The 18,145-nt window shown below is 61.2% G+C and carries 21 protein-coding genes and 1 pseudogene; 11 read left to right on the forward strand and 11 right to left on the reverse strand.

Going from position 1 to position 18,145, the window contains the following annotated elements; all coding sequences use genetic code 11:
- Position 1 precedes the first annotated feature (1 nt).
- From ACW9IB_RS21720 to ACW9IB_RS21770, 11 genes are read right to left on the reverse strand one after another with little or no spacing between them, the layout of a single operon-like run.
- Complete coding sequence (locus ACW9IB_RS21720) at positions 2-418, reverse strand: hypothetical protein (RefSeq protein WP_457415488.1); 417 nt, start codon at positions 416-418, stop codon at positions 2-4.
- 2 nt (positions 419-420) lie between these two features.
- Positions 421-633, reverse strand: a complete 213-nt coding sequence (locus ACW9IB_RS21725) for a hypothetical protein (RefSeq protein ID WP_457415489.1) — start codon at positions 631-633, stop codon at positions 421-423.
- Between the two features lies 1 nt (position 634).
- A complete protein-coding gene (locus ACW9IB_RS21730; protein WP_457415490.1) occupies positions 635-829 on the reverse strand; it encodes a hypothetical protein in 195 nt (64 codons plus the stop codon).
- A 1-nt stretch (position 830) separates the two neighbouring features.
- A complete protein-coding gene (locus ACW9IB_RS21735; RefSeq protein ID WP_371359892.1) occupies positions 831-1,451 on the reverse strand; it encodes a DUF3164 family protein in 621 nt (206 codons plus the stop codon).
- Positions 1,452-1,462: 11 nt separating this feature from the next.
- A complete protein-coding gene (locus ACW9IB_RS21740) occupies positions 1,463-1,786 on the reverse strand; it encodes a hypothetical protein (RefSeq protein ID WP_457415492.1) in 324 nt (107 codons plus the stop codon).
- Positions 1,770-2,150 (reverse strand): hypothetical protein, encoded by a 381-nt coding sequence (locus tag ACW9IB_RS21745; RefSeq protein WP_457415493.1) that lies wholly within the window; start codon positions 2,148-2,150, stop codon positions 1,770-1,772. Before ACW9IB_RS21745 ends, ACW9IB_RS21740 begins: the two co-directional genes overlap by 17 nt.
- Positions 2,147-2,731 (reverse strand): hypothetical protein, encoded by a 585-nt coding sequence (locus tag ACW9IB_RS21750; protein ID WP_457415504.1) that lies wholly within the window; start codon positions 2,729-2,731, stop codon positions 2,147-2,149. Before ACW9IB_RS21750 ends, ACW9IB_RS21745 begins: the two co-directional genes overlap by 4 nt.
- 30 nt (positions 2,732-2,761) lie before the next feature.
- The gene (locus tag ACW9IB_RS21755; protein ID WP_301050512.1) at positions 2,762-3,481 is read right to left on the reverse strand and encodes an AAA family ATPase; all 720 of its coding nucleotides are present in this window, start codon (positions 3,479-3,481) and stop codon (positions 2,762-2,764) included.
- 24 nt (positions 3,482-3,505) lie between these two features.
- Positions 3,506-5,557 (reverse strand): DNA-binding protein, encoded by a 2,052-nt coding sequence (locus ACW9IB_RS21760; protein ID WP_457415494.1) that lies wholly within the window; start codon positions 5,555-5,557, stop codon positions 3,506-3,508.
- A complete protein-coding gene (locus ACW9IB_RS21765) occupies positions 5,550-5,990 on the reverse strand; it encodes a hypothetical protein (RefSeq protein WP_170059853.1) in 441 nt (146 codons plus the stop codon). Before ACW9IB_RS21765 ends, ACW9IB_RS21760 begins: the two co-directional genes overlap by 8 nt.
- Positions 5,991-5,992: 2 nt before the next feature.
- Positions 5,993-6,331 carry a helix-turn-helix domain-containing protein gene (locus tag ACW9IB_RS21770; RefSeq protein ID WP_170059854.1) on the reverse strand — a complete coding sequence of 113 codons (339 nt, stop codon included), beginning with the start codon at positions 6,329-6,331 and terminating at the stop codon, positions 5,993-5,995.
- A gap of 242 nt (positions 6,332-6,573) precedes the next feature.
- On the opposite strand from ACW9IB_RS21770, the gene ACW9IB_RS21775 reads away from it, so the two are divergent.
- From ACW9IB_RS21775 to ACW9IB_RS21825, 11 genes and pseudogenes are all read left to right on the forward strand, one after another.
- Positions 6,574-7,230, forward strand: a complete 657-nt coding sequence (locus ACW9IB_RS21775) for an XRE family transcriptional regulator (RefSeq protein WP_170059856.1) — start codon at positions 6,574-6,576, stop codon at positions 7,228-7,230.
- Positions 7,231-8,221: 991 nt separating this feature from the next.
- Positions 8,222-8,318: pseudogene (locus ACW9IB_RS21780) on the forward strand (transposase); the annotation flags it as partial.
- Positions 8,319-8,586: 268 nt separating this feature from the next.
- Positions 8,587-10,167 carry a ShlB/FhaC/HecB family hemolysin secretion/activation protein gene (locus ACW9IB_RS21785; protein WP_457415495.1) on the forward strand — a complete coding sequence of 527 codons (1,581 nt, stop codon included), beginning with the start codon at positions 8,587-8,589 and terminating at the stop codon, positions 10,165-10,167.
- Positions 10,168-10,191: 24 nt separating this feature from the next.
- Positions 10,192-11,991, forward strand: a complete 1,800-nt coding sequence (locus tag ACW9IB_RS21790) for a DUF2341 domain-containing protein (RefSeq protein WP_457369049.1) — start codon at positions 10,192-10,194, stop codon at positions 11,989-11,991.
- Positions 11,992-12,002: 11 nt separating this feature from the next.
- Positions 12,003-12,428: an ExbD/TolR family protein gene (locus tag ACW9IB_RS21795; RefSeq protein WP_065905942.1), complete on the forward strand. Its 426-nt coding sequence runs from the start codon at positions 12,003-12,005 to the stop codon at positions 12,426-12,428.
- Positions 12,429-12,431: 3 nt separating this feature from the next.
- A complete protein-coding gene (locus ACW9IB_RS21800) occupies positions 12,432-13,136 on the forward strand; it encodes an energy transducer TonB family protein (RefSeq protein ID WP_457415496.1) in 705 nt (234 codons plus the stop codon).
- Between the two features lie 55 nt (positions 13,137-13,191).
- On the forward strand, positions 13,192-14,892 hold the full coding sequence (locus ACW9IB_RS21805; RefSeq protein ID WP_457415497.1) for a putative porin: 1,701 nt from the start codon (positions 13,192-13,194) through the stop codon (positions 14,890-14,892).
- Positions 14,893-14,910: 18 nt separating this feature from the next.
- Positions 14,911-15,537, forward strand: coding sequence for a DNA repair protein (locus tag ACW9IB_RS21810; protein WP_457369052.1), 627 nt, complete (start codon positions 14,911-14,913; stop codon positions 15,535-15,537).
- A gap of 20 nt (positions 15,538-15,557) precedes the next feature.
- The gene (locus tag ACW9IB_RS21815) at positions 15,558-16,031 is read left to right on the forward strand and encodes a YbjN domain-containing protein (protein ID WP_457415499.1); all 474 of its coding nucleotides are present in this window, start codon (positions 15,558-15,560) and stop codon (positions 16,029-16,031) included.
- Positions 16,028-16,969 carry a peptidylprolyl isomerase gene (locus ACW9IB_RS21820; protein WP_457415501.1) on the forward strand — a complete coding sequence of 314 codons (942 nt, stop codon included), beginning with the start codon at positions 16,028-16,030 and terminating at the stop codon, positions 16,967-16,969. The genes ACW9IB_RS21815 and ACW9IB_RS21820 overlap by 4 nt, the downstream gene beginning before the upstream one ends.
- Before the next feature lie 50 nt (positions 16,970-17,019).
- Complete coding sequence (locus ACW9IB_RS21825; RefSeq protein ID WP_457415502.1) at positions 17,020-17,997, forward strand: LysR family transcriptional regulator; 978 nt, start codon at positions 17,020-17,022, stop codon at positions 17,995-17,997.
- Positions 17,998-18,145 lie beyond the last annotated feature (148 nt).

Raw genomic sequence — 18,145 nt, forward strand, 5'->3', positions numbered from 1 at the left:
CCTACCGTTGAGTGTGGAAAGTGATGTTGTAATCGCGGGCGACCTGACGCACATGCCTCTCTGTCATGTGGTGTTTACGGGCGATCCACTTAGGCGAGTTGCCCATGGCCGCATCAGCCATGATCAATGCCGCATGCTTTTCAGCGTCTTGAAAAGAAGCTTCGACCTCGACAGGCACCACTGCCTCTCGGGCTGCTACTGGGGCCGAGGGCGCAAACAGATGGGCATAAACCGGCGGCCGCTCCGGGTTAATGGTGAACGTCGCCGGGGCGCTGCTCATCCGGTGACCGACGTGCTGGACCTTGCCGCCGCGTGCCAGGAACTGCGCAGTCAGGCGGTCGAGATTGGCGCGCTCGATGTCGTGTTGCGGCGAATGGATTGGCAATGGATCTTTGGCTGAGTCGTGATAGCGCTGCATGATCAGGCCTCCATTCGCTGTTTTAGGCGTTGGATTTCCTCGGCAATGGAATCAACCTGATCAGGTTCGCCATGGATCACCGCTACCACGTAGCTACGACCTGAGTTCAGCTCTAGGTGAATGACGTCGAAGGTGTCTTGCTCGCTTTCTTCCGCATCGTTGAGCATGTCCAGCAAGCTGGTATTCGGCCAGGTCATTGCAGTCAGAAGGCCCATGTCATACCCCCTCATCAACGGTTTCGAGCAGATCGGCGTGGACTTTGAGCAATTGTTCTGAGGTCTCGCCCAAAATGTTGGCGTTGTATTCGTCAACATCCGCCCAGGCCTCCGCCATTTTCAGTAGCTTGTTACTCATTGCCTTGAGACTGCGCCCCTGCGCAGCAGCGATTTGTTTTTTCGTCAACGTAGGCACATCACACCCCCGCAATATCAAGGCTGATGGGCTCGTATTGGTCGGTATCGCCAACACGCTGGTACACGCGGATGTAGGACTTGGACCCAACCACCTGGCAGGCATCGCCGATGGCTTGCATGGCGCGCTGCCAGCGCTCATCAGTGATTTCCATACGACGCAGCGCCAGGACGCGGGCTGTGCGGATGTCGCCCTTTTGGTCAGTCCGAAAGGCGTCATTAACCAGCGTGACCACTTCTGGACGCGCCCCTGTGGTCCAGTCCCGCAGGCATTCGTCAATTAATGCCCGCGCGGCTTGGAGGCGTTCGTCGAAAGCGATGCTTTCCTGTACCGCCCGCATGATCTTGAAACGCCCATCGAAGCTGATCAGGCTGACATTGCCCTTCTTGCCACCGATCTGGGCGCCATACTGCTCTGCGCTGAGTTCGACAAAGGCTTCGATATCACCGAAAGCCGAGGCCTTGAACTTCGCCAGCACGTCACTGGCGGCGCGGGCTTTTTCAACCAGGCCAAGCACCAGGGCATCCCGCTCCAGATCGATAGGCTTGATCATGCTTTCCGGGATCAGCCGCTTTTGCGCGTCGACGCGGTAGCCTTCGGGAATGGTTTGTTGTTGTGTCATTGCAAGGTTCCTCAGTGGATAGTCGGAAGCGACCAGTCAGCAGGACGGGAGGCGCTAATGGGTTCGCGCCATTCCAGGGTCACGCCCTGAAATTGCACGTTGAAACGGGTGCTGCCTGCCGAGGCGTGGCGCTTGAATCCTTCGCGGTGCCCCCGGCCAATCAGGCGCTGACCACCTTCGGAGCTGATGACCAGAAGGTTTTCGGCTGGGCAAAAGCCGAGTATGCGAATCCCATCTGCTTGCAGTTTTCGGGCAGCGGCGTTGAACACCCGCAGACGGTCGGCCAGCGTTGGGGTCAGGACTTTCAACGGCGTACGGTTAGTGGAGGCGAGCATGGGCGTTCTCCTGGTTGCAGCAGTCGGGATTGATTGGGCAGTGTTGGCAAGCGCGCCAGTGCTGCATCGCCTGCGGGTTGTGGGTGGGTGCCGGTTTTTCGCGATAGCTTTGGCACTGGTCCGTGGTGACGGTCTCGCCCAAGGCGACACATTCAATGCGCCCCAGGGTTTCCATTACCCGACGCTCGACACCAGACGTGCTGGGCGAGCTGTAGCGGTTGGCCAGGATCAGGCTGACGGCGGTGCGGCTCATGCCAATACGCTGGCTGGCCTTGGTTTTATTGCTGGCGGCAACTTCGGCGGCGAGCAAGCGCACGAACAGCGGCACGTCTTGGCCCCAGGCTGCAAGGTTGACCTGGTTCATTGGGTCACCTGCTGATCAGCCTTGCGCCATACAACCTGGTCCAGGTTGGGGTCATAGACCTGGTCGAAGTCGCGCTGGTAGATGGGGTGTTTGGGGCCGGTATACCTCGACGGCACCAAACAAAAGCGGGTTTTAACGCCTGGTGTTCCGCCTCTGCGAGTCACATAGCCGGCCTTTGCCAGGCCCGACAAATACACCTGAGCGCCGTACTCGCTTATGGAGACGCCGTTAACACTGGCAGCGACTGCGGCCTCTGCGGCCGTGAATTCGCCAAGGATGCGTAATGCGCGCCAGACGTTCTCGGCCCCTTCCCCAAGTTTGATAACTTTACCGCCACGAGTTATGCGAGGGGCTTCAACACCTTCGTCTTTAAGGAGTTTCCACTCGGCATCGCGGCGCGCAAGGTTGCGCACTTTGCTGACGATCCCGGCCTTTGCCATATCCCGGAAATAAGCGCGCACCGCTTGATCGTCCTGGCCCGATTTACGCGCAACAGAGTAGGTCGTCAGCTCTTTGGAACTGGCGTTGAGCTTGCGAATGGCTTCCCAAATATGCTGGCGTGGGGGCTTACCGCCCACCATCACCAGATCAGCTCTTGCTCTAGGCATAACTCAAGCCCTCCGCGACGGCGCTTCGCCGGTAAACCAGCCGCGAGAGCCCCAGCCTGCAAGGTCAATGCTGTCGATGGCCTGGGCTTGGGTTTCGCTGTAAACCCTGTACAAGTTGACGGCCACACGGCGAAGGCATCCGCCAACCTTGGTGCGCAGATCCTCCAGCAGGTCATCGGCAAAGCGAAGTGTTGGGTAACTGGCTTGGGTCAGGGCGCGTAAGTCATCAAGGGTGGCGCGCTGTGCAGGCACCCACTCCAGCACGCGGTTGTGTAGGCGTTCCAACTTGGCCAGGCTGCCTGGAACACCTTCTTCCCCGATCAACACGATGGTGCCTTGGCTGGCGTTGTAGATGTCGGTCAGCACGTTGGCGACAGCTTTTTCCAGCAGGTATTGCACGTCGTCGATCAGCAGCGGACGGCCACTACGGGAAAGCTGTTCGGCAATCTGATCAACCATCTGCGACAAGGTGCGCTCTGGTTGGATGCTCATTTCACGCAGGATCGCCAGCAGGAAAGCTTTCTTGCTCCAGGTGTCGCGGCACTCCACGTAATAGGCACGGTGGTGGTTGGCGGCAAAGGCTGCGCCCACGCTTTTACCCAGCCCGCTTGCGCCGTACATCACCACCATGCCAGGCAGACCCGCTGGGCGGGCTTGGGTGCGGGCGATGGCGGCGGACAAGAGGCCGACATTGGTCAGGGGAACGATTTTGGTAACACTCATAATGCGACTCCTAAAGGTCTTGGGTTAAGCGCGGGCCTGGTCGGCGAACGCGAACATTTGCTGAATAGATTTGAAATCCAGGTGTTGCGGGTAGCGGGCATGCCACTGTGTTTCCTCGGCCGTCAGCGATTCCCCGCTGGTGATGCGGGCGTCGATCTGGTGCCAGAGGCGGTAACGGGCGGTTGGATCGGTTGGTAATTCGAAGGCCGAGGCCTGCGGTGCAGCCAGTTGGGCAAAGCGCTGAGCCTCTGCAAGCTGCTCTGGCGATAGGTCGTATTGGCTCGACTGTGGAGCGATGACGCGCATTTCCACGTCTTGGCCGGTGATGGTCTTGGCCTTTTTCATCAGGCGGGACAGTTGGCCGCGTTCGCGTTTCTCGCTGGCTTTTTCCAGCATAGTTTTCGGCATGGCAGGGCTGGCGTTGCCATCGAGCAATGCCTCGCCGATCAGATCACCCTCAAGGGAGTGGACCCAAACACGGCTGGCGTCACGGAAGTCATAGGCCACACGGACCTGTTCACCGTGGAAACCGTCCAGATCTTTAAGGAAGTAGGTGCCGCTGTTCCATTGCACCTGGCAGCGGTGGACGGTGCGCTCGACCTGCGGCCGGGTCAGGCTTTCAATGATGTTGGCGTCAGCCAGCAGCGGCTCCCAGCCCTCGGCCTCGGCCGACTTCCAAGACTCCATCGGGCTTTGGTGGCGTTTGCGCATGGTCGCAGGGTCGCGAAACTTCGGCAGGCCACGATGTGGACGGCGGTTGTAGTCGTCGAGCGCCTGTTGCAGTGCAGCAAAGAACACAGAGAATTCAGGTACAACAGTCGGCGCGATGCCCAGCGCAAGCTGTTTACGGGACAGCTTGTGCGTTTTGGTGGCAGCCTCTTTGTCCATGTCGGCGCCGATGTAGCTGTCGAAGGTTTTGGCCAGCCTAACCAGGATGGTTTTGTGGGGCCGCTCAATCACGCCACGTGCCTGGGAGTTGTAGGGCAGCGAGTGCGTGATAGTGCCGCCGAGGCGGTCGTTCACTTCGTAGACGACAGCGTTGTCAAAGCCGCTGCCGTTATCGACGTAGAACACTTTGTACATGCCGCACCGACTTACACCGTCACGTAAGGTGTCCAGCGTGGCTAGGGTCGATTCAGCCAGGTTGACCGAAAAACCGACAATGCGGCGGGTGCCCCAGTCAATGACCATGGTGATTTCGGGGCGGAAGATCTGCCCAGTCAGTGGGTTGATTACCTCCGCATCAAAGGTATGGCCGTCAGCCACCCACACGTCATTCGGCCACAGCATGTCAGCCTGACGACGGTTATATGCCTTTAGACCATTCAACTCGTGCGGGCCCATGCGCCCATGCTCACGCACCGACGGGCTGAGTTTTTTCAGCCAGCGGCGTACCGCGTGAATGCTGGGGCAAACGCTGGCATTGATGTCCTGGTGCAACTGCTTGAACTGCTCATACGCAGCTTCAACGCTCGGCTTCTGCGGGCGCTGGTAGTGCTTGAGGAATGCTTGCGCCCAGGTCGGGACGCTCATGTCTTTTTGACGACGGGCCGGGGCTAGGCCTATTTCGCCGTGGGCACGGTAGTCCGCCAGCCAACGCTTGAGGGTGCGCTCAGACAGGGTGCGGTCTTCGGTCTTGCGGTCGTTGGCCCGGATTACTCGGTCATTCAGATACGGACTGAGGTCGCCGGTTTTCGCCAACCCAACCAAAGTAAGGATGGCGCGGTTTTGGCTGACTACCTTGCTCATGCGTTCGATTTCACGCACGAACGCAAGGCGCGCAGTCATTACGGAAGATTGTGAATCGTTTAAGCGTGACACTTTTTCTGAGTCACGCCCGGCTGTTACTACGTGTTTTTCAGCGACTGGTTCAACGGCGTTTTCTACGAGCGTTGCTGTCAACAGCGCTGCCTGGGTTTCCTTTGGCAGGACCGAAAGGGTGTACTCAATGGCCTTACTGCCAAGACGCTGCTGGCCTTCCCAACGCTCACGCTTGGCGCGTATTTGAATGGCGCGCTCTGTACCTGGCATTCCAGGCAAGCCAGCCAGCTCGCCGGCTGAATACCAATTACGCATGGCTGTCACCCAATGCACGCTTGAGTTCGCGGGCCTTGCGTCCGGCATCATCGCGCAGGCGTTCCAGCCGCCCCAGTTCCGCATTGAGTGCGTCACGACCGTAAGCAATACGTCCGCCGCGTTGTTCGGCCAGCCAGTTGGTCAGTGCGTGGCAACTGCATACTTCTTCTAACAGGGGGGCTCTGTAGAACGGCAGGTTGTGATCTGTCCGGGCCGGACTCGACCATGCATCAAGCATGTGCTTGCTTACATCGTCACCCGAGAGTCGAGACATACGAGCTGCAATTTCATAGCGGTCTAGATCTGAACCTTTAAGAATCTCGCCGATCAGTTCACTTACCTGGGCTGCATTGTTGCCGTTACCAGGTATAGCTAGAACCGGCTGTGGGACGGAGAAGATGTCTAACGTCCGGTCGTCTTTGACTTTGCGCATGTTTATCCCTCCGTACCTGTTTTACGGTGCCGAAGGTCATAAGCTGGGTTATGCTCTTGGCTATAAGTTGCGTTCTTCTCGGCACGTTGTGACCTGATCCGATATGGGGTGCCGTTGGCGTTCCAACGGTCCGGCCACAAGTCGATTGGCTGAAGGCCCAGAGCCTTGGCTATCGCTCGTTCCATACGCGGGTAAGCTGTGCGTTTAGCGTTTTTAACGGCAGTGTCAGAGACGTTGAGTTCACGCGCCAACATCGCCAGCGAAGTGCCTTTGGCACGTAGCTGGTACTTGATCCATTCCCAGCGTTGGGTCGGATTCAAAGGGATTTCGGTTTTGTTCATGCCATACGTCCAGTTTTAACCACCGGGAAGGGTGGTTTTTTTGGGGTGTCTAACGTCACTTACGGCATAAACATAGCCGCTTTGTTCTTAGTGGTAAAGCGAAAAGCGGCATTTCGCTTTGCCGGAACCGGCATTTTTATAAGCGGTGAAGCTATGCCATTGTTTTTAAAGGCTTTAATTGGAATGCGAAATTTCGTTTTCTTTTGCGGCAGGGTTTCGTTTTCTCCTTTGGAGAAAGCGAAATGAGTGAGGGGCTAGCGGCGCGCATCCGAGAATGCGCTGAGATAGCCGGAAGCGGCGACGAACTTTCGCGTCTAACGGCTATACCTCGACGAACTCTGGAGTACTACCTGACGGGACATAGGGAACCAAAGGTTGCCCGTTGCGTTGATATTGCAAAGGCCGTAGGTGTGGATATTGGGTGGCTTGCGTCAGGAGAGGGGGATAGACAGAGAGGCATGGTTGCTGCGGCACCTGACGAGAGTGCGTATGTCTACGTGCCTCTGTACGACGCCTATTGCAGCGGTGGGCATGGATCGTGGAACGATGGGGCGAAGGTACTGACTATGCTCGCTTTCACGGCCTACTCGCTTCGTAAGAAGGGCTTGGAGCCATCCAGGCTTTCTGCTATCCGAGTAGACGGCGACTCGATGCTCGGGCTTTTGAACGACGGCGATACGGTTGTCATTGACCACGGCCGCAACACCCTTGAGGGTGAGGCTGTCTACGTCATCCAGTTGGATGACCATCTCTACGCCAAGAGGCTTCAACGCCAGTTTGACGGCTCGATCCACATCATCAGCGAGAACAAGGCCTATAGAGATATGATCGTGCCCAAGGAAAAGCTGAATGATCTGCGGATCATTGGCCGCGTTGTATGGGCTGGTGGCTGGATCTAGTCACACCGCTATCGGTGCCAAAGAGCCTGTTAAATTGGGGCGCACTGCTCAAGACTGATTGATTTTGGTCTTGCAGCTCTTTGGCATCGTTCTTGAGCCGCCCCGTAGTGGATGTTCCCCGCAACGCCCCGTCTTGTCGGGCTCATCACGATTTGTCCTGCTTAATCCAGCTTCTTCCCACCAGATCCTCCCCAGTGCCAAAGCTGCCACTAACCCACACTCTGGCTCTGGCTCTGGCTCTGGCTCTGCTTTTGATTTTGATCTTGAGCGCCCCATCAAACACGCTGGCCGGAATCTGACGGGAATTTGGGGGGTAAACCGGCAGGGATGCCGGTTTAGCCGCCCCGCGCCATGGATGGCGCGTGGCGGCGGCCCCCCGAATTCCCGTCGGATTACGGGTACACCGAGCCACAGCGAGGTGCCGAGTGTTGGGGCAAGAGCGTTTTGGTTACTTTTGCGCTCTTCAAAAGTGACCCGCCGTAAGGGCGGAACCAATATCAGCCATCACCCAAGTAACGGATATGCCCCCACCCCAAGCCCCCCCAGAAATTGCCCCCCACCCAATCCCAAATGAAGCTTTCATGACAAAAGTTCGGTAGCTCCCGACCACTCCCGTCTTGCCTATGTAACGCGCTGGATACGACCAAAAGTCGTCTCCCAAGCCGTCAGCAGGACGCCAGGAGTGGGGCAGATGGGAACTATGGAACGTTACTCGAAAGTAGGCATGCAGGAGCTCGACCAGCGCCTGTCGAAGATCGTCGAAGCGGCGCGCAAGAAGCCGGTTTCGGTATACCGCTACGGCGCGCCGTGGGTATGGATCGTCTCCCAGGAAGACTGGCAGGGCGCGCTGAAGGAAGTGTCCAGCTACATCCCGGCGGGCCATTCACTGGTGCTGCTGCGTCCGCAGATCGACGAAGTGCTCGAGCAGAACCGCGACTGGCTGTTGCCCGAGCCGGGCATGCTGATCGCGCCGCACACTGTGGTGCACATCCTGCTGCTGCAGCTGCTGTATTCGGTGCCCAGCGAATCCCAACTGCATGAGCAGCTCAACTACAACCTGCTGTTCCGCTGGTTCGTCGGCCTGGACCTGAACCAGAAGGTCTGGGGCATTCACGTCTTGCAGCGAGACATCGCCACGCTGTTGAACAACCCGCGCGCGGTGCAACTCATCCAGAAAATCATCGGTGAAGTGTTTTGTGGCGCCTTGCTGCACATGCCGGAGTTCTCCTTGAACTTCGCCTTGCTGCATACCTGGCTGGCCCGGCACAGCCAACTTTCGACAACCCGCAATTGAGCAGGCCGAACGCTGTGCAATCGGCGAAGGCAGATCACTTTTTCAGAAAACCAGGGGGCGGTGTGGAGCATCTGTTCAAGTCAACGCTGGCGCTGTGCCTGACGCTGGGCGCCTTGGCGCAGCCCGCGTGGGCCGAGGAGGAGGGGGCGGCGCGCCGGGTGGACGTCAACGAGTATTTCGTGCGCGGCAATACCGTGCTGGATGCGGCGACGATCGAGGAAGCGGTGTACCCGTTTCTTGGCCCGCAAAAGACCCTCGACGATATCGAAGGCGCCCGTGATGCCTTGCAGAAGATCTACCAGGCGCGCGGCTATCAATCGGTGTTTGTCGAGCTGCCGGAGCAAAAGGTCGATGACGGTATCGTCTATTTGCAGGTCAGCGAAACAAAGGTCGGTCGCGTGCGTGTGGTGGGTGCCAAGCACTACTCGCCGGTGGAGATCCGCGAGCAGGTGCCGGCGCTGGAGGAGGGCGCCGTGCCGGACTTCGCCACGGTGCAAAACCAGTTGGCCGGGCTCAACCGGGGCGCCGGGCGCCAAGTCACGCCGCTGGTGCGCGAGGGCGCGCGTCCGGGCACCATGGACGTGGACTTGCAGGTAGAAGACCAGAACCCCTGGCACGCCAGTCTCGGCCTGAACAACGACTACAGCGCCGACACCGAGAAGCTGCGCTCCGTCGCCACCCTGGGCTACGACAACCTGTGGCAGTTGGGCCACAGCATTTCGCTGACGTATTTCACGGCACCCGAGGACAGCCGCAATGCCAAGGTCTGGTCGGGGTCTTACAGCGCACCGCTGAACGAGCGCTGGACCTTGCAGTTCTCCGGTTACCAGTCCGACAGCAACATCGCCACCATCGGCGGCAGCAACGTGTTGGGCAAGGGCCACTCCTACGGCGTGTCGGCGATCTACAACCTGCCGGCGGCGGGCGTCTGGGCCAACTCGTTCTCGTTCGGCGTCGACTTCAAGGACTTCGACGAAGAGATGAAGTTCGGCTCCAGCAGCGACCAGGTGCCGCTCAAGTACGCGCCGTTCACCCTGGGCTACAACGGCTACCGCTACACCGAGCAATCCCAATTGGGCCTGGGCCTGAGCCTGATTGTCGGTACCCGCGCGTTCTTCGGCTACGGCAGCGATGCCGAGGAGTTCGAGTACAAGCGCTACAAGGCCAGTGCCAGTTTTGCCGTACTCAAGGGCGACCTGAATTACACCTACACCTTCGCCAACGACTGGCAGTCGGCAAGCAAGGCCGGCTTCCAGCTGGCCTCGGGACCGCTGGTGTCCAACGAGCAGTATTCCGCCGGCGGCGCCACCTCGGTGCGCGGCTATCTGGCGGCGGAGCGCACCGGGGACGAGGGCTACTTGTTCTCCCAGGAGTTGCGCACGCCGTCGCTGGCCAAGTTCCTCGGCAGTTATGTGCAGGAGTGGCGCTTCTATGCGTTCGCCGAAGGTGCGCGTATGCGCCTGCACGACCCGCTGCCCGAGCAAGAAGACGAATACAGCCTGGCCAGTGTCGGCCTGGGCACCCGCGCCAGTTTGAGCAAGTGGTTGTCCGGCAGCCTGGATTTGGGCTACCCGCTGCTCGATGGACCGAACACCCAGAAACAGGACTCGCGACTGCATTTCAGTGTGCAGGCGACTTTCTGACTTTTTCTTCCGGAGACTTCACCCATGCAACGCCTATTTCTGAGCCTGTTGATCTGCCTGGGCTTCGCGCTCCCGGCCACCGCCCATGCCTGGTGGCAGGACGATTGGCACTACCGCAAACAGATTTCGATCGACACCACCGCCCAGGGCGCGGCGATCAACCAGGCGCTGGGCCGTACCGCCTTGCTGGTGCGCCTGCACACCGGCAATTTCACCTTTGACGGGGTCAAGGACGACGGTGCCGACCTGCGTTTCGTCAGTGCCGACGACAAGACCGTGTTCAATCACCAGATCGAAAGCTTCGACCCGCTGATGGGCATGGCGCTGATCTGGGTGGATGTGCCCAAGGTCGAAGGCGGCCAGCGCCAGGACCTGTGGATGTACTACGGCAACCAGAAGGCCCCGGCCACCGCCAATGGCCAGCTGACGTTCGACCCGAACTACATCGCGCTTTACCACTTCGACGGCGCCAACGGCACGCCGGCGCGGGACACCACGGCCTATGCCAACACCGCGCTGAACGCCACCGGCGCGAGCATCGACGGCGTGATCGGTCGCGCCCTGCAGTTCGGCGGCCAACCCTTGATGCTGCCGGCCAGCCCATCGCTGCAACACGCCGCCGGTGGCGCGTTCACCTTCAGTGCCTGGTTGCGCCTGGACCAGGCCAGTGGCGAACAAGTGGTGCTGGCTCGTCGCGACGGTGCCCATAGCCTGCTGCTGGGGTTGAACCAGGGCATGCCGTTCGTGGAGATCGACGGCCAGCGCGGCGTGTCGAGCCAGCCGCTGAACCCTGGCCAATGGCAGCACCTGGCGTTCACCGCCGAGGGCGAGAAGGTCACGCTGTACGTCAATGGCCGCGAAACCGCGACGCTCGCCGTGGCCTTGCCGGCCTTCAATTCCCAATTGGCCATCGGTGCCGATCTGCCGGAAGCCGGCAGCGCGCACCTGCCGTTTGCGGGTGCCATCGATGAGTTGCGCTTGTCCAAGGTCGCCCGTCCGGCGGCGCTGCTGCTGGCCGACGCGAGTGCCCAGGGCGCCGAGTCGAAACTGGTGGCCTACGGGGTGGATGAGGAACAGTCGGGCTTCGGTTTCGGCAGCCTGGGCTTTTTGCTCAACGCAGTGCCGGTGGACGCCTGGGTGATTATCGTGGTGCTGGTGGCGATGATGTTTCAGTCGTGGTTCATCATGCTGCGCAAGAACCGCCAGGTGGGCCGCGTCAGCAGTGCCAACGAGGTGTTCCGCGAGCACTTCGCCCAGATCGGTACGCGCCTGGAGATGTATGCCGACGACGCACTGCTGGCCGAGCGCCTGACCCACTCTTCGCTGTGGCGCCTGTACCTGGTGGCCGTCAAGGAAATCCGCACCCGCCGTGCCCAGGGCGCCGACACGTCGTCGGTCTCGGCGGCGACCATCGAAGCGATCCGTTGCTCCATGGACGGCGTGCGCACCCGGGAAAACCAGGCGCTCAGTGCCAAGCTGTCGACCCTGTCCAACGCCATCGCCGGTGGCCCGTATATCGGCCTGCTCGGCACGGTGCTGGGGATCATGGTGGTGTTCCTCGGCACGGCCATGGCCGGTGACGTGAACATCAACGCCATCGCCCCGGGGATGGCGGCGGCCTTGCTGGCCACGGCCATGGGCCTGTTCGTCGCGATCCCGGCGCTGTTCGGCTACAACCGCCTGATCACGCGCAACAAGGAAGTCAGCGCCGACATGCGCGTGTTCGTCGATGAGTTCATCACCCGCCTGGCGGAGATGCACGGCGAAAGCCAGTCCAGTGAAGCCGCGCACCGTCGCGAGCATCACGCTGCGGTTCCGGCCTGAGGAGAATCGCCATGGCTTCCGTGAATGCCTCCCACGACGATGACGATGACGCCGCCGTCGACAGTATCAACATCACGCCCCTGGTGGACGTGCTGATGGTGGTGCTGGTGATGTTTATCCTCACTGCCACCGCCCAGGTCTCGGGTATCCAGATTCATTTGCCCAAGGCCAGTGCCTCGGTGTCGCTGTCGGAGGCCAAGACCAAGGCCATTTCGGTGAACGACGGCGGCCAGGTGTTTCTCGATGCTTACCCGGTGACCCTCGGTGAGCTGGAAGAGCGCCTGCGTATCGAGAAAGCGCTGAATCCGGACTTCCCGGTGATCGTGCGCGGTGACGCGCTGGTGCAATACCAGAAGGTGATCGAAGTGCTCGACTTGCTGCGGCGGCTGGAGCTGTCCCAGGTCGGGTTGGTCACCGGCAAACCGAGCCAGGGCTGAGCCATGACCGCACAGATCCCGATCGCACCATTGCCCGTGAAGAAAAAAGCGTCGTTGCGCCCGCTGAAGTGGGGCGCCGGTCTGTTGCTGGGCGCTGTGGCTGCCTGGTTCCTGTGGCAGTGGGCCAATGACATGAGTGGCGTGCGCCGTGAAGCGCCCAAGGTGCCGACGATTATCCCGTTGCCGCCACCACCGCCGCCGCCCCCGGAGAAACCCAAGGAACCCGAGCCGCAGGTGCAGGAAAAGGTGCCGGAACCGGTGCCCAGCCCTGAACCCGAGGAGGTCAAGCCGGTGGAGGAGGCGCCGCCGAGTCCCGCCGACGACCTGGCCAACCCGATGCAGATCGATGGCGATGCGCAGTCCGGCAACGACGGTTTCAACATCGGCGCCGGCAAGGGCGGCGGCATGGCGGGCAGCGGTGGCGGCGGCTTGGGCACCGGTACCTACAAGCAGTACCTGGCGGGCACTTACCAGCGCTTGATGCGTGAGGACCCGGAGCTGCGCCGCAAGGCGTTTGCCATCCAGATCGACCTGTGGCTGGGCGCCGATGGCCAGGTCACGCGGGCGGTCGTGGCCAAGTCCAGCGGTGATAGCGAGACCGACGCCCAGATGCTCGCGCTGGTGCAGGCACCGCGCGCCATGCAGAAGCCCCCGGCATCGCTGACGTTGCCCATGCGCCTGTCCCTCAAGGGCCGGCGTCCGGATTGATCGAACAGGTTTTCAACGGCTGTTTTCAACGGTTTTTTACAGGAGTTGCGTACACATGATTTCCCCCGTGAATCGACTGACCCTGGCGGTCGGCATGGTCATCGCGACCCTGGTCGGCCAGGCGGCGGCTGCCCCGGTCGCCCCCTCGGAGAACGTCACCATCAACCTGATTCGTCTGTTGGTGCAGCAAGGCGTGCTGACCCAGGACACGGCCAACGGGCTGATTGCCCAGGCCGAGAAAGAAGCGCAGCAGGCCCGCCAGGCCAACGCCGCGCCGATGGTTGCCGGCGGCCCGACGGCGGCGCCTGGCGACGTACGTGTGCAGTACGTGCCGCAAGCGGTGCGCGACCAGATTCGTGACCAGGTCAAGGCCGAGGTCATGGCCACCGCCAAGCAGGAAAACTGGGCACAGCCCAACACCTTTCCGGACTGGGTCTCGCGCGTGACCTTCGATGGCGATATTCGCCTGCGGGACGAGTCGCGCTACTTCTCGGGCAACAACAGCAACGAGATCATCGATTACGCCAAGCTCAATGAAAGCGGCCCCTACGACACCAACAAAGACACCAACACCAAGCTGCCGCCGCTGCTCAACACCACCAAGGACCGCGAAAACCTGTTCCGTCTGCGCGCACGCCTGGGCATGAAAGCGGTGATCTCGCCGGAGTGGACGGCGGGCATTCGCATCGGCACCGGTTCCGACAACAACCCGGTGTCCACTACCCAGACCCTGGGCGGCGGTTTCGGCAAGAAGGACATCTGGCTCGACCAGGGCTACCTGAGCTGGAAGGCCTCCCAGGATGTGACCCTGACGGCGGGGCGCTTTGCCAACCCGTTCTATTCCACCGACATGATGTATTCGGGCGACCTGAACTTCGACGGTATCGCCGCCAATTTCAATCATGCCCTGAGCAACCAATGGGGGCTGTTCGGCACCCTTGGGGTGTTCCCGGTGGAGTACACCTCGGACACCGCCAGCAGCAACGGTTTCGACAAGGAAGACAGCGACACCAAATGGCTGTTCGGCGGGCAGATCGGCGCCAACTGGAAGCTCAACCGCGACAACAGCCTGAAGGGCGCGGTGGCCTACTACCACTTCGACGACATTGAGGGTAAGCGTTCCAGCCCCTGTACACCGTGGGCCGGTGCGCCCGGGTGCGATACCGACGGTTCGCGCCTGGCGTTCATGCAGAAGGGCAACAGCGTGTTCCTGCTGCGCAATATCTCGCCGAACCCGGCCACGCCTGGCTTGACGCCGCAACCGCAGTACGTGGGGCTGGCCTCCAAGTTCGATGTGCTGGACCTCAATCTGGCGTGGGATGCCGAGCTGCCGAGCGATTTCAAGCTGCGCACCCAGGGCAACTTCATCCACAACCTGGCCTACGACAAGGGCGAAATGCTCAAGCGCAGCGAAGGCGAGATCGTCAACAACATCAACAGCAAGGGCCAGTTCGAGAGCGGTGGCAATGCGCTGATGGTGCAATTCACCCTCGGCAGTGCCCTGGAGATGCGCAAGCGCGGCGACTGGAACGTCCTGGCCGGCTACAAGTACATCCAGCCTGACGCCTTGCCCGACGGTTTCAACGACTCCTCCTTCCACCTGGGCGGCACCAACGCCAAGGGTTATTTCATCGGCGGCAACTACGGCCTCGACAAGAACATCTACGCCAGTGCGCGTTGGTTGAGCGCCTCTGAAGTGTATGGCGCGCCGTTCGAAGTGGATGTGATGCAACTGGAACTCAACACGCGCTTCTGATGCGCAGGGAGATGCCACATGAACACGCGAATCTGCGGGCTGCTGTTGCTGTTCGTCGCCACGGCGGCGTCGGCCGAAGGCATGGAAGAACGCCTGCGTACTCAATTGCGCAGCACCACCCAGCAATTGCAGGCCCTGCAAAGCGAGCAGGCCCAGGCCGCTGCCGCGCGCATTGCCGCCGAAAACCAGGCCAAACAGGCCCAGGCGCAAATCAAGCAGCTGACGGCTGAACTCGCCCAGGCGCGTGGTACCGCCGAGCAACTGGCCGGCCAGCAACAAAGCCTGCACAGCCAGGCCCAGGCCCAGGTGGCGGCGAGCAACGAGCAGGTCGGCAAGTTCAAGAAGGCCTATGACGACCTGCTGGTGCTGGCCAAAGGCAAGGAGGCCGAGCGCGCCCGCTTGCAGGCCCAACTGAGCGAACGTGACACACAAGTGCAGCAATGTTCAGTCAAGAATCAACAGATGTACGGCGTGGCCCGTCAGTTACTCGCGGCCTACGAAAAAATCGACGTGGCCGAGGTGATGAGTATTCGCCAGCCCTTCGCCAGCAGCGCGCGGGTCAAGTTCGAAGAACTGGCCCAGGGTTTTGGCGACGATCTGTACAAGAGCCGTTTCGATGCCCCCCAGGCAACCGCCAATCACTGACAGACAAGGAAGCGATCACCATGAGCGAATTGATCACCAGCGTTACGCCCCAGAGCCTCACCGAGTTGTTGCAAGAGGCTGGCTACCGGGTCAACCAGACCGACCAGAACGGCATCGTGCAACTGCTCAGCGCCAGCCAGGGTATCGGCTTTGCCGTGCGCTTCGGCAACGCGGCGGCAGAGCAGGGCCATTACGTGGACTTCACTTACAGCTGCGCGCTGCGGGTGCAGGGCGATTTGCCCGAGGGGCTGGCCCAGGTGTGGAATGCCTCGCGGCGTTTTGCGCGGCTGTCGGTGCAGGGTGAGTTCCTGTTGATGGAAATGGATGTGGTGGTGGCCGGCGTGGGCGCCACGCACCTGCGCAGCCAGCTGGAATTGTGGGACCGCCTGTTGCAGGAGTTCATTGTCTACTTGCGCGAGTACAGCCAGCACGCTGCGCAGTTGCAGGCGCAGACAGAGGCCGCACCGCTTGGCGAAGAGGCACCGGCCCTGTGAAAAAACCTGCCTTGATGCTTAGTGCGGGCGCGCTGGGGTTGCTGGTGGTGGCGGTCGCGTTGAGCCTGCGCCCGGGCAGCGACCCGGTGGCGGCCCAGCAACCGTCGCCGATGGCCAGCGTTGCACCGGCGGGCCCGGCGGTGGCGCGCCTGGGTAACCAGCAGGTCGACGTTGCCGAACTGAAAAGCGTGTTGGCCAGCCTGCCGGCGGAGTCCCGTGAGCAACTGCGGGGTAATCGTGGCGCGCTGGAAACGTGGATTCGCTCGCGCCTGGCGCAAAAGGCCGTGCTCGAACAGGCCGATGCCCAGGGCTGGCGCCAGCGACCCGAGGTTGAGCAACAGACACGCGCCGCCACCGAGCAGATCGTGTTTCGCGATTACATGCTGTCGGTCAGCCAGGTCCCGGCGGATTACCCGAGTGCCGCTGAACTGCAACAGGCCTACGACAGCGGCAAGGCGCAGTGGGTGACACCGCCGCTGTACCGGGTCAGCCAGATTTTCCTTGCGGTCAATGACCCGCAAAGCGCCGATGCGGTGCGCCGCCAGGCCCAGGAACTGAGCCGTCGCGCCCAGGCTGCGCCGGGTGAATTTGCAGCACTGGCCACGCAGTTTTCCCAGGACCCGGACACCGCCGCACGTGGGGGTGATTCGGGCATGCAGCCGCTGCAACAACTGGTGCCGCCGGTGCGTGAAGCGGTGTCGCGTCTCAAGTTGGGCGCTGTGTCGGACGTGGTGCAAAGCGCCGCCGGGTTCCATGTACTCAAGCTCACCGGCCAGCAACCGGCCCGTACCGCCAGCCTGGATGAGTTGCGCGAACGCCTGACCCAGGCCCTGCGCGCCCAGCGCCAGGAGCAGATCGCCAAGGCTTACCTCGAAGGCATGCTCAACACCGCGACCTTGAGCATCGACGGTGCCGAACTGAACAAGGTGCTGGAGTAAGTTGCATCAACCCGCATTGGATGCACAGACCACAAGACAGGGAGTCTCCCATGGCATTTCTTGAACCGTCCGGCCCCCAGGGGCCTGCCGTTTATCGCGCACCCGCCGAGCCACGCAGTGCCTGGCGGGCATTGGCCGCTGACATTGACCCGGAAGTGGCCCGTTACTTTCTGGTGAGCGCGCGCTGCGGTTGTTTCATGCAGGCAGCGCGCAGTTTGAACATCAAGGCCACCTTGCTGCGCAAGCGTCTGGCGCAACTGGAGGAACACCTGCGCCATAGCTTGTTCAGTTACCAGGGCAACGGCCTGGTGCTGAGCCGTGATGGCCAGCAGTTGCAGGCCCAACTGATCGCCCTGGCCCATGAGCGGCGCTTGCCGGTGGTAGAGCAGCCGCTGATTCGCCTGGCGGTGGCCGAGCCGATCCTGCACGACATCCTGGGACGTGACCTGATCGCCTTGCTGCGCCGCAATGCCAGCGTGCGCCTGGAGATCATCTCCATCGACAGCCAACTGTCCCTGCAAGCAGTGGACGTGGATGTGGTGCTATGGCTGTCGGAAGGAGACGGCCCGCTGCCCGGACCGAGCTTCGCCACCGGATCGCCCCGGGCGTTGGCGCGCCTGCAGTACCTGCCGCACATCGCCAAGCGCTATTCACGGCAGACATCCCGCCCGGACAGCGTCGAAGACCTCAATGACTACATGCTGGTGCAATGGCAAGCGGATGCCCGGGTCGATGCCTTGCAACCCTGGAACCGCGTGGTGGAACAACGCCTGGCGGCGGTGGTGCAGGTACAGGCCTATTCGCTGATGCTGGAGATGATCCGCTGCGGTGCGTGCATCGGGTTGTTGCCGCACTACATGAGCAGCTTCGACCGAGGGTTGGTGGCGTTGCCGGGATTGCTGGCCGAAAACATGCAGCGCCAGGTGTGGCTGGCGGTGAATGCGCACGTGCAGCATGCCGAGGCGGTGGGCATGATCGTGGAGTTGATCGTCAGCACGTTCGAGGGACGCAGGGAGTGGTTCGACTGAGGGATTGGATGACCTGTCGAACTGCTGGCAAGAAACGCCCGACGCGATGGCCCTGCAGGCAGTGTTTTTTCAGCTACTGCAAGACCCCTGTGGAAGCTGTCGAGCCCCGGCGAGGCTGCGAAGGCGGTGGGGCAGGTGGCATCTGTGT

It is taken from the genome of Pseudomonas sp. SDO524_S393, assembly GCF_054071875.1.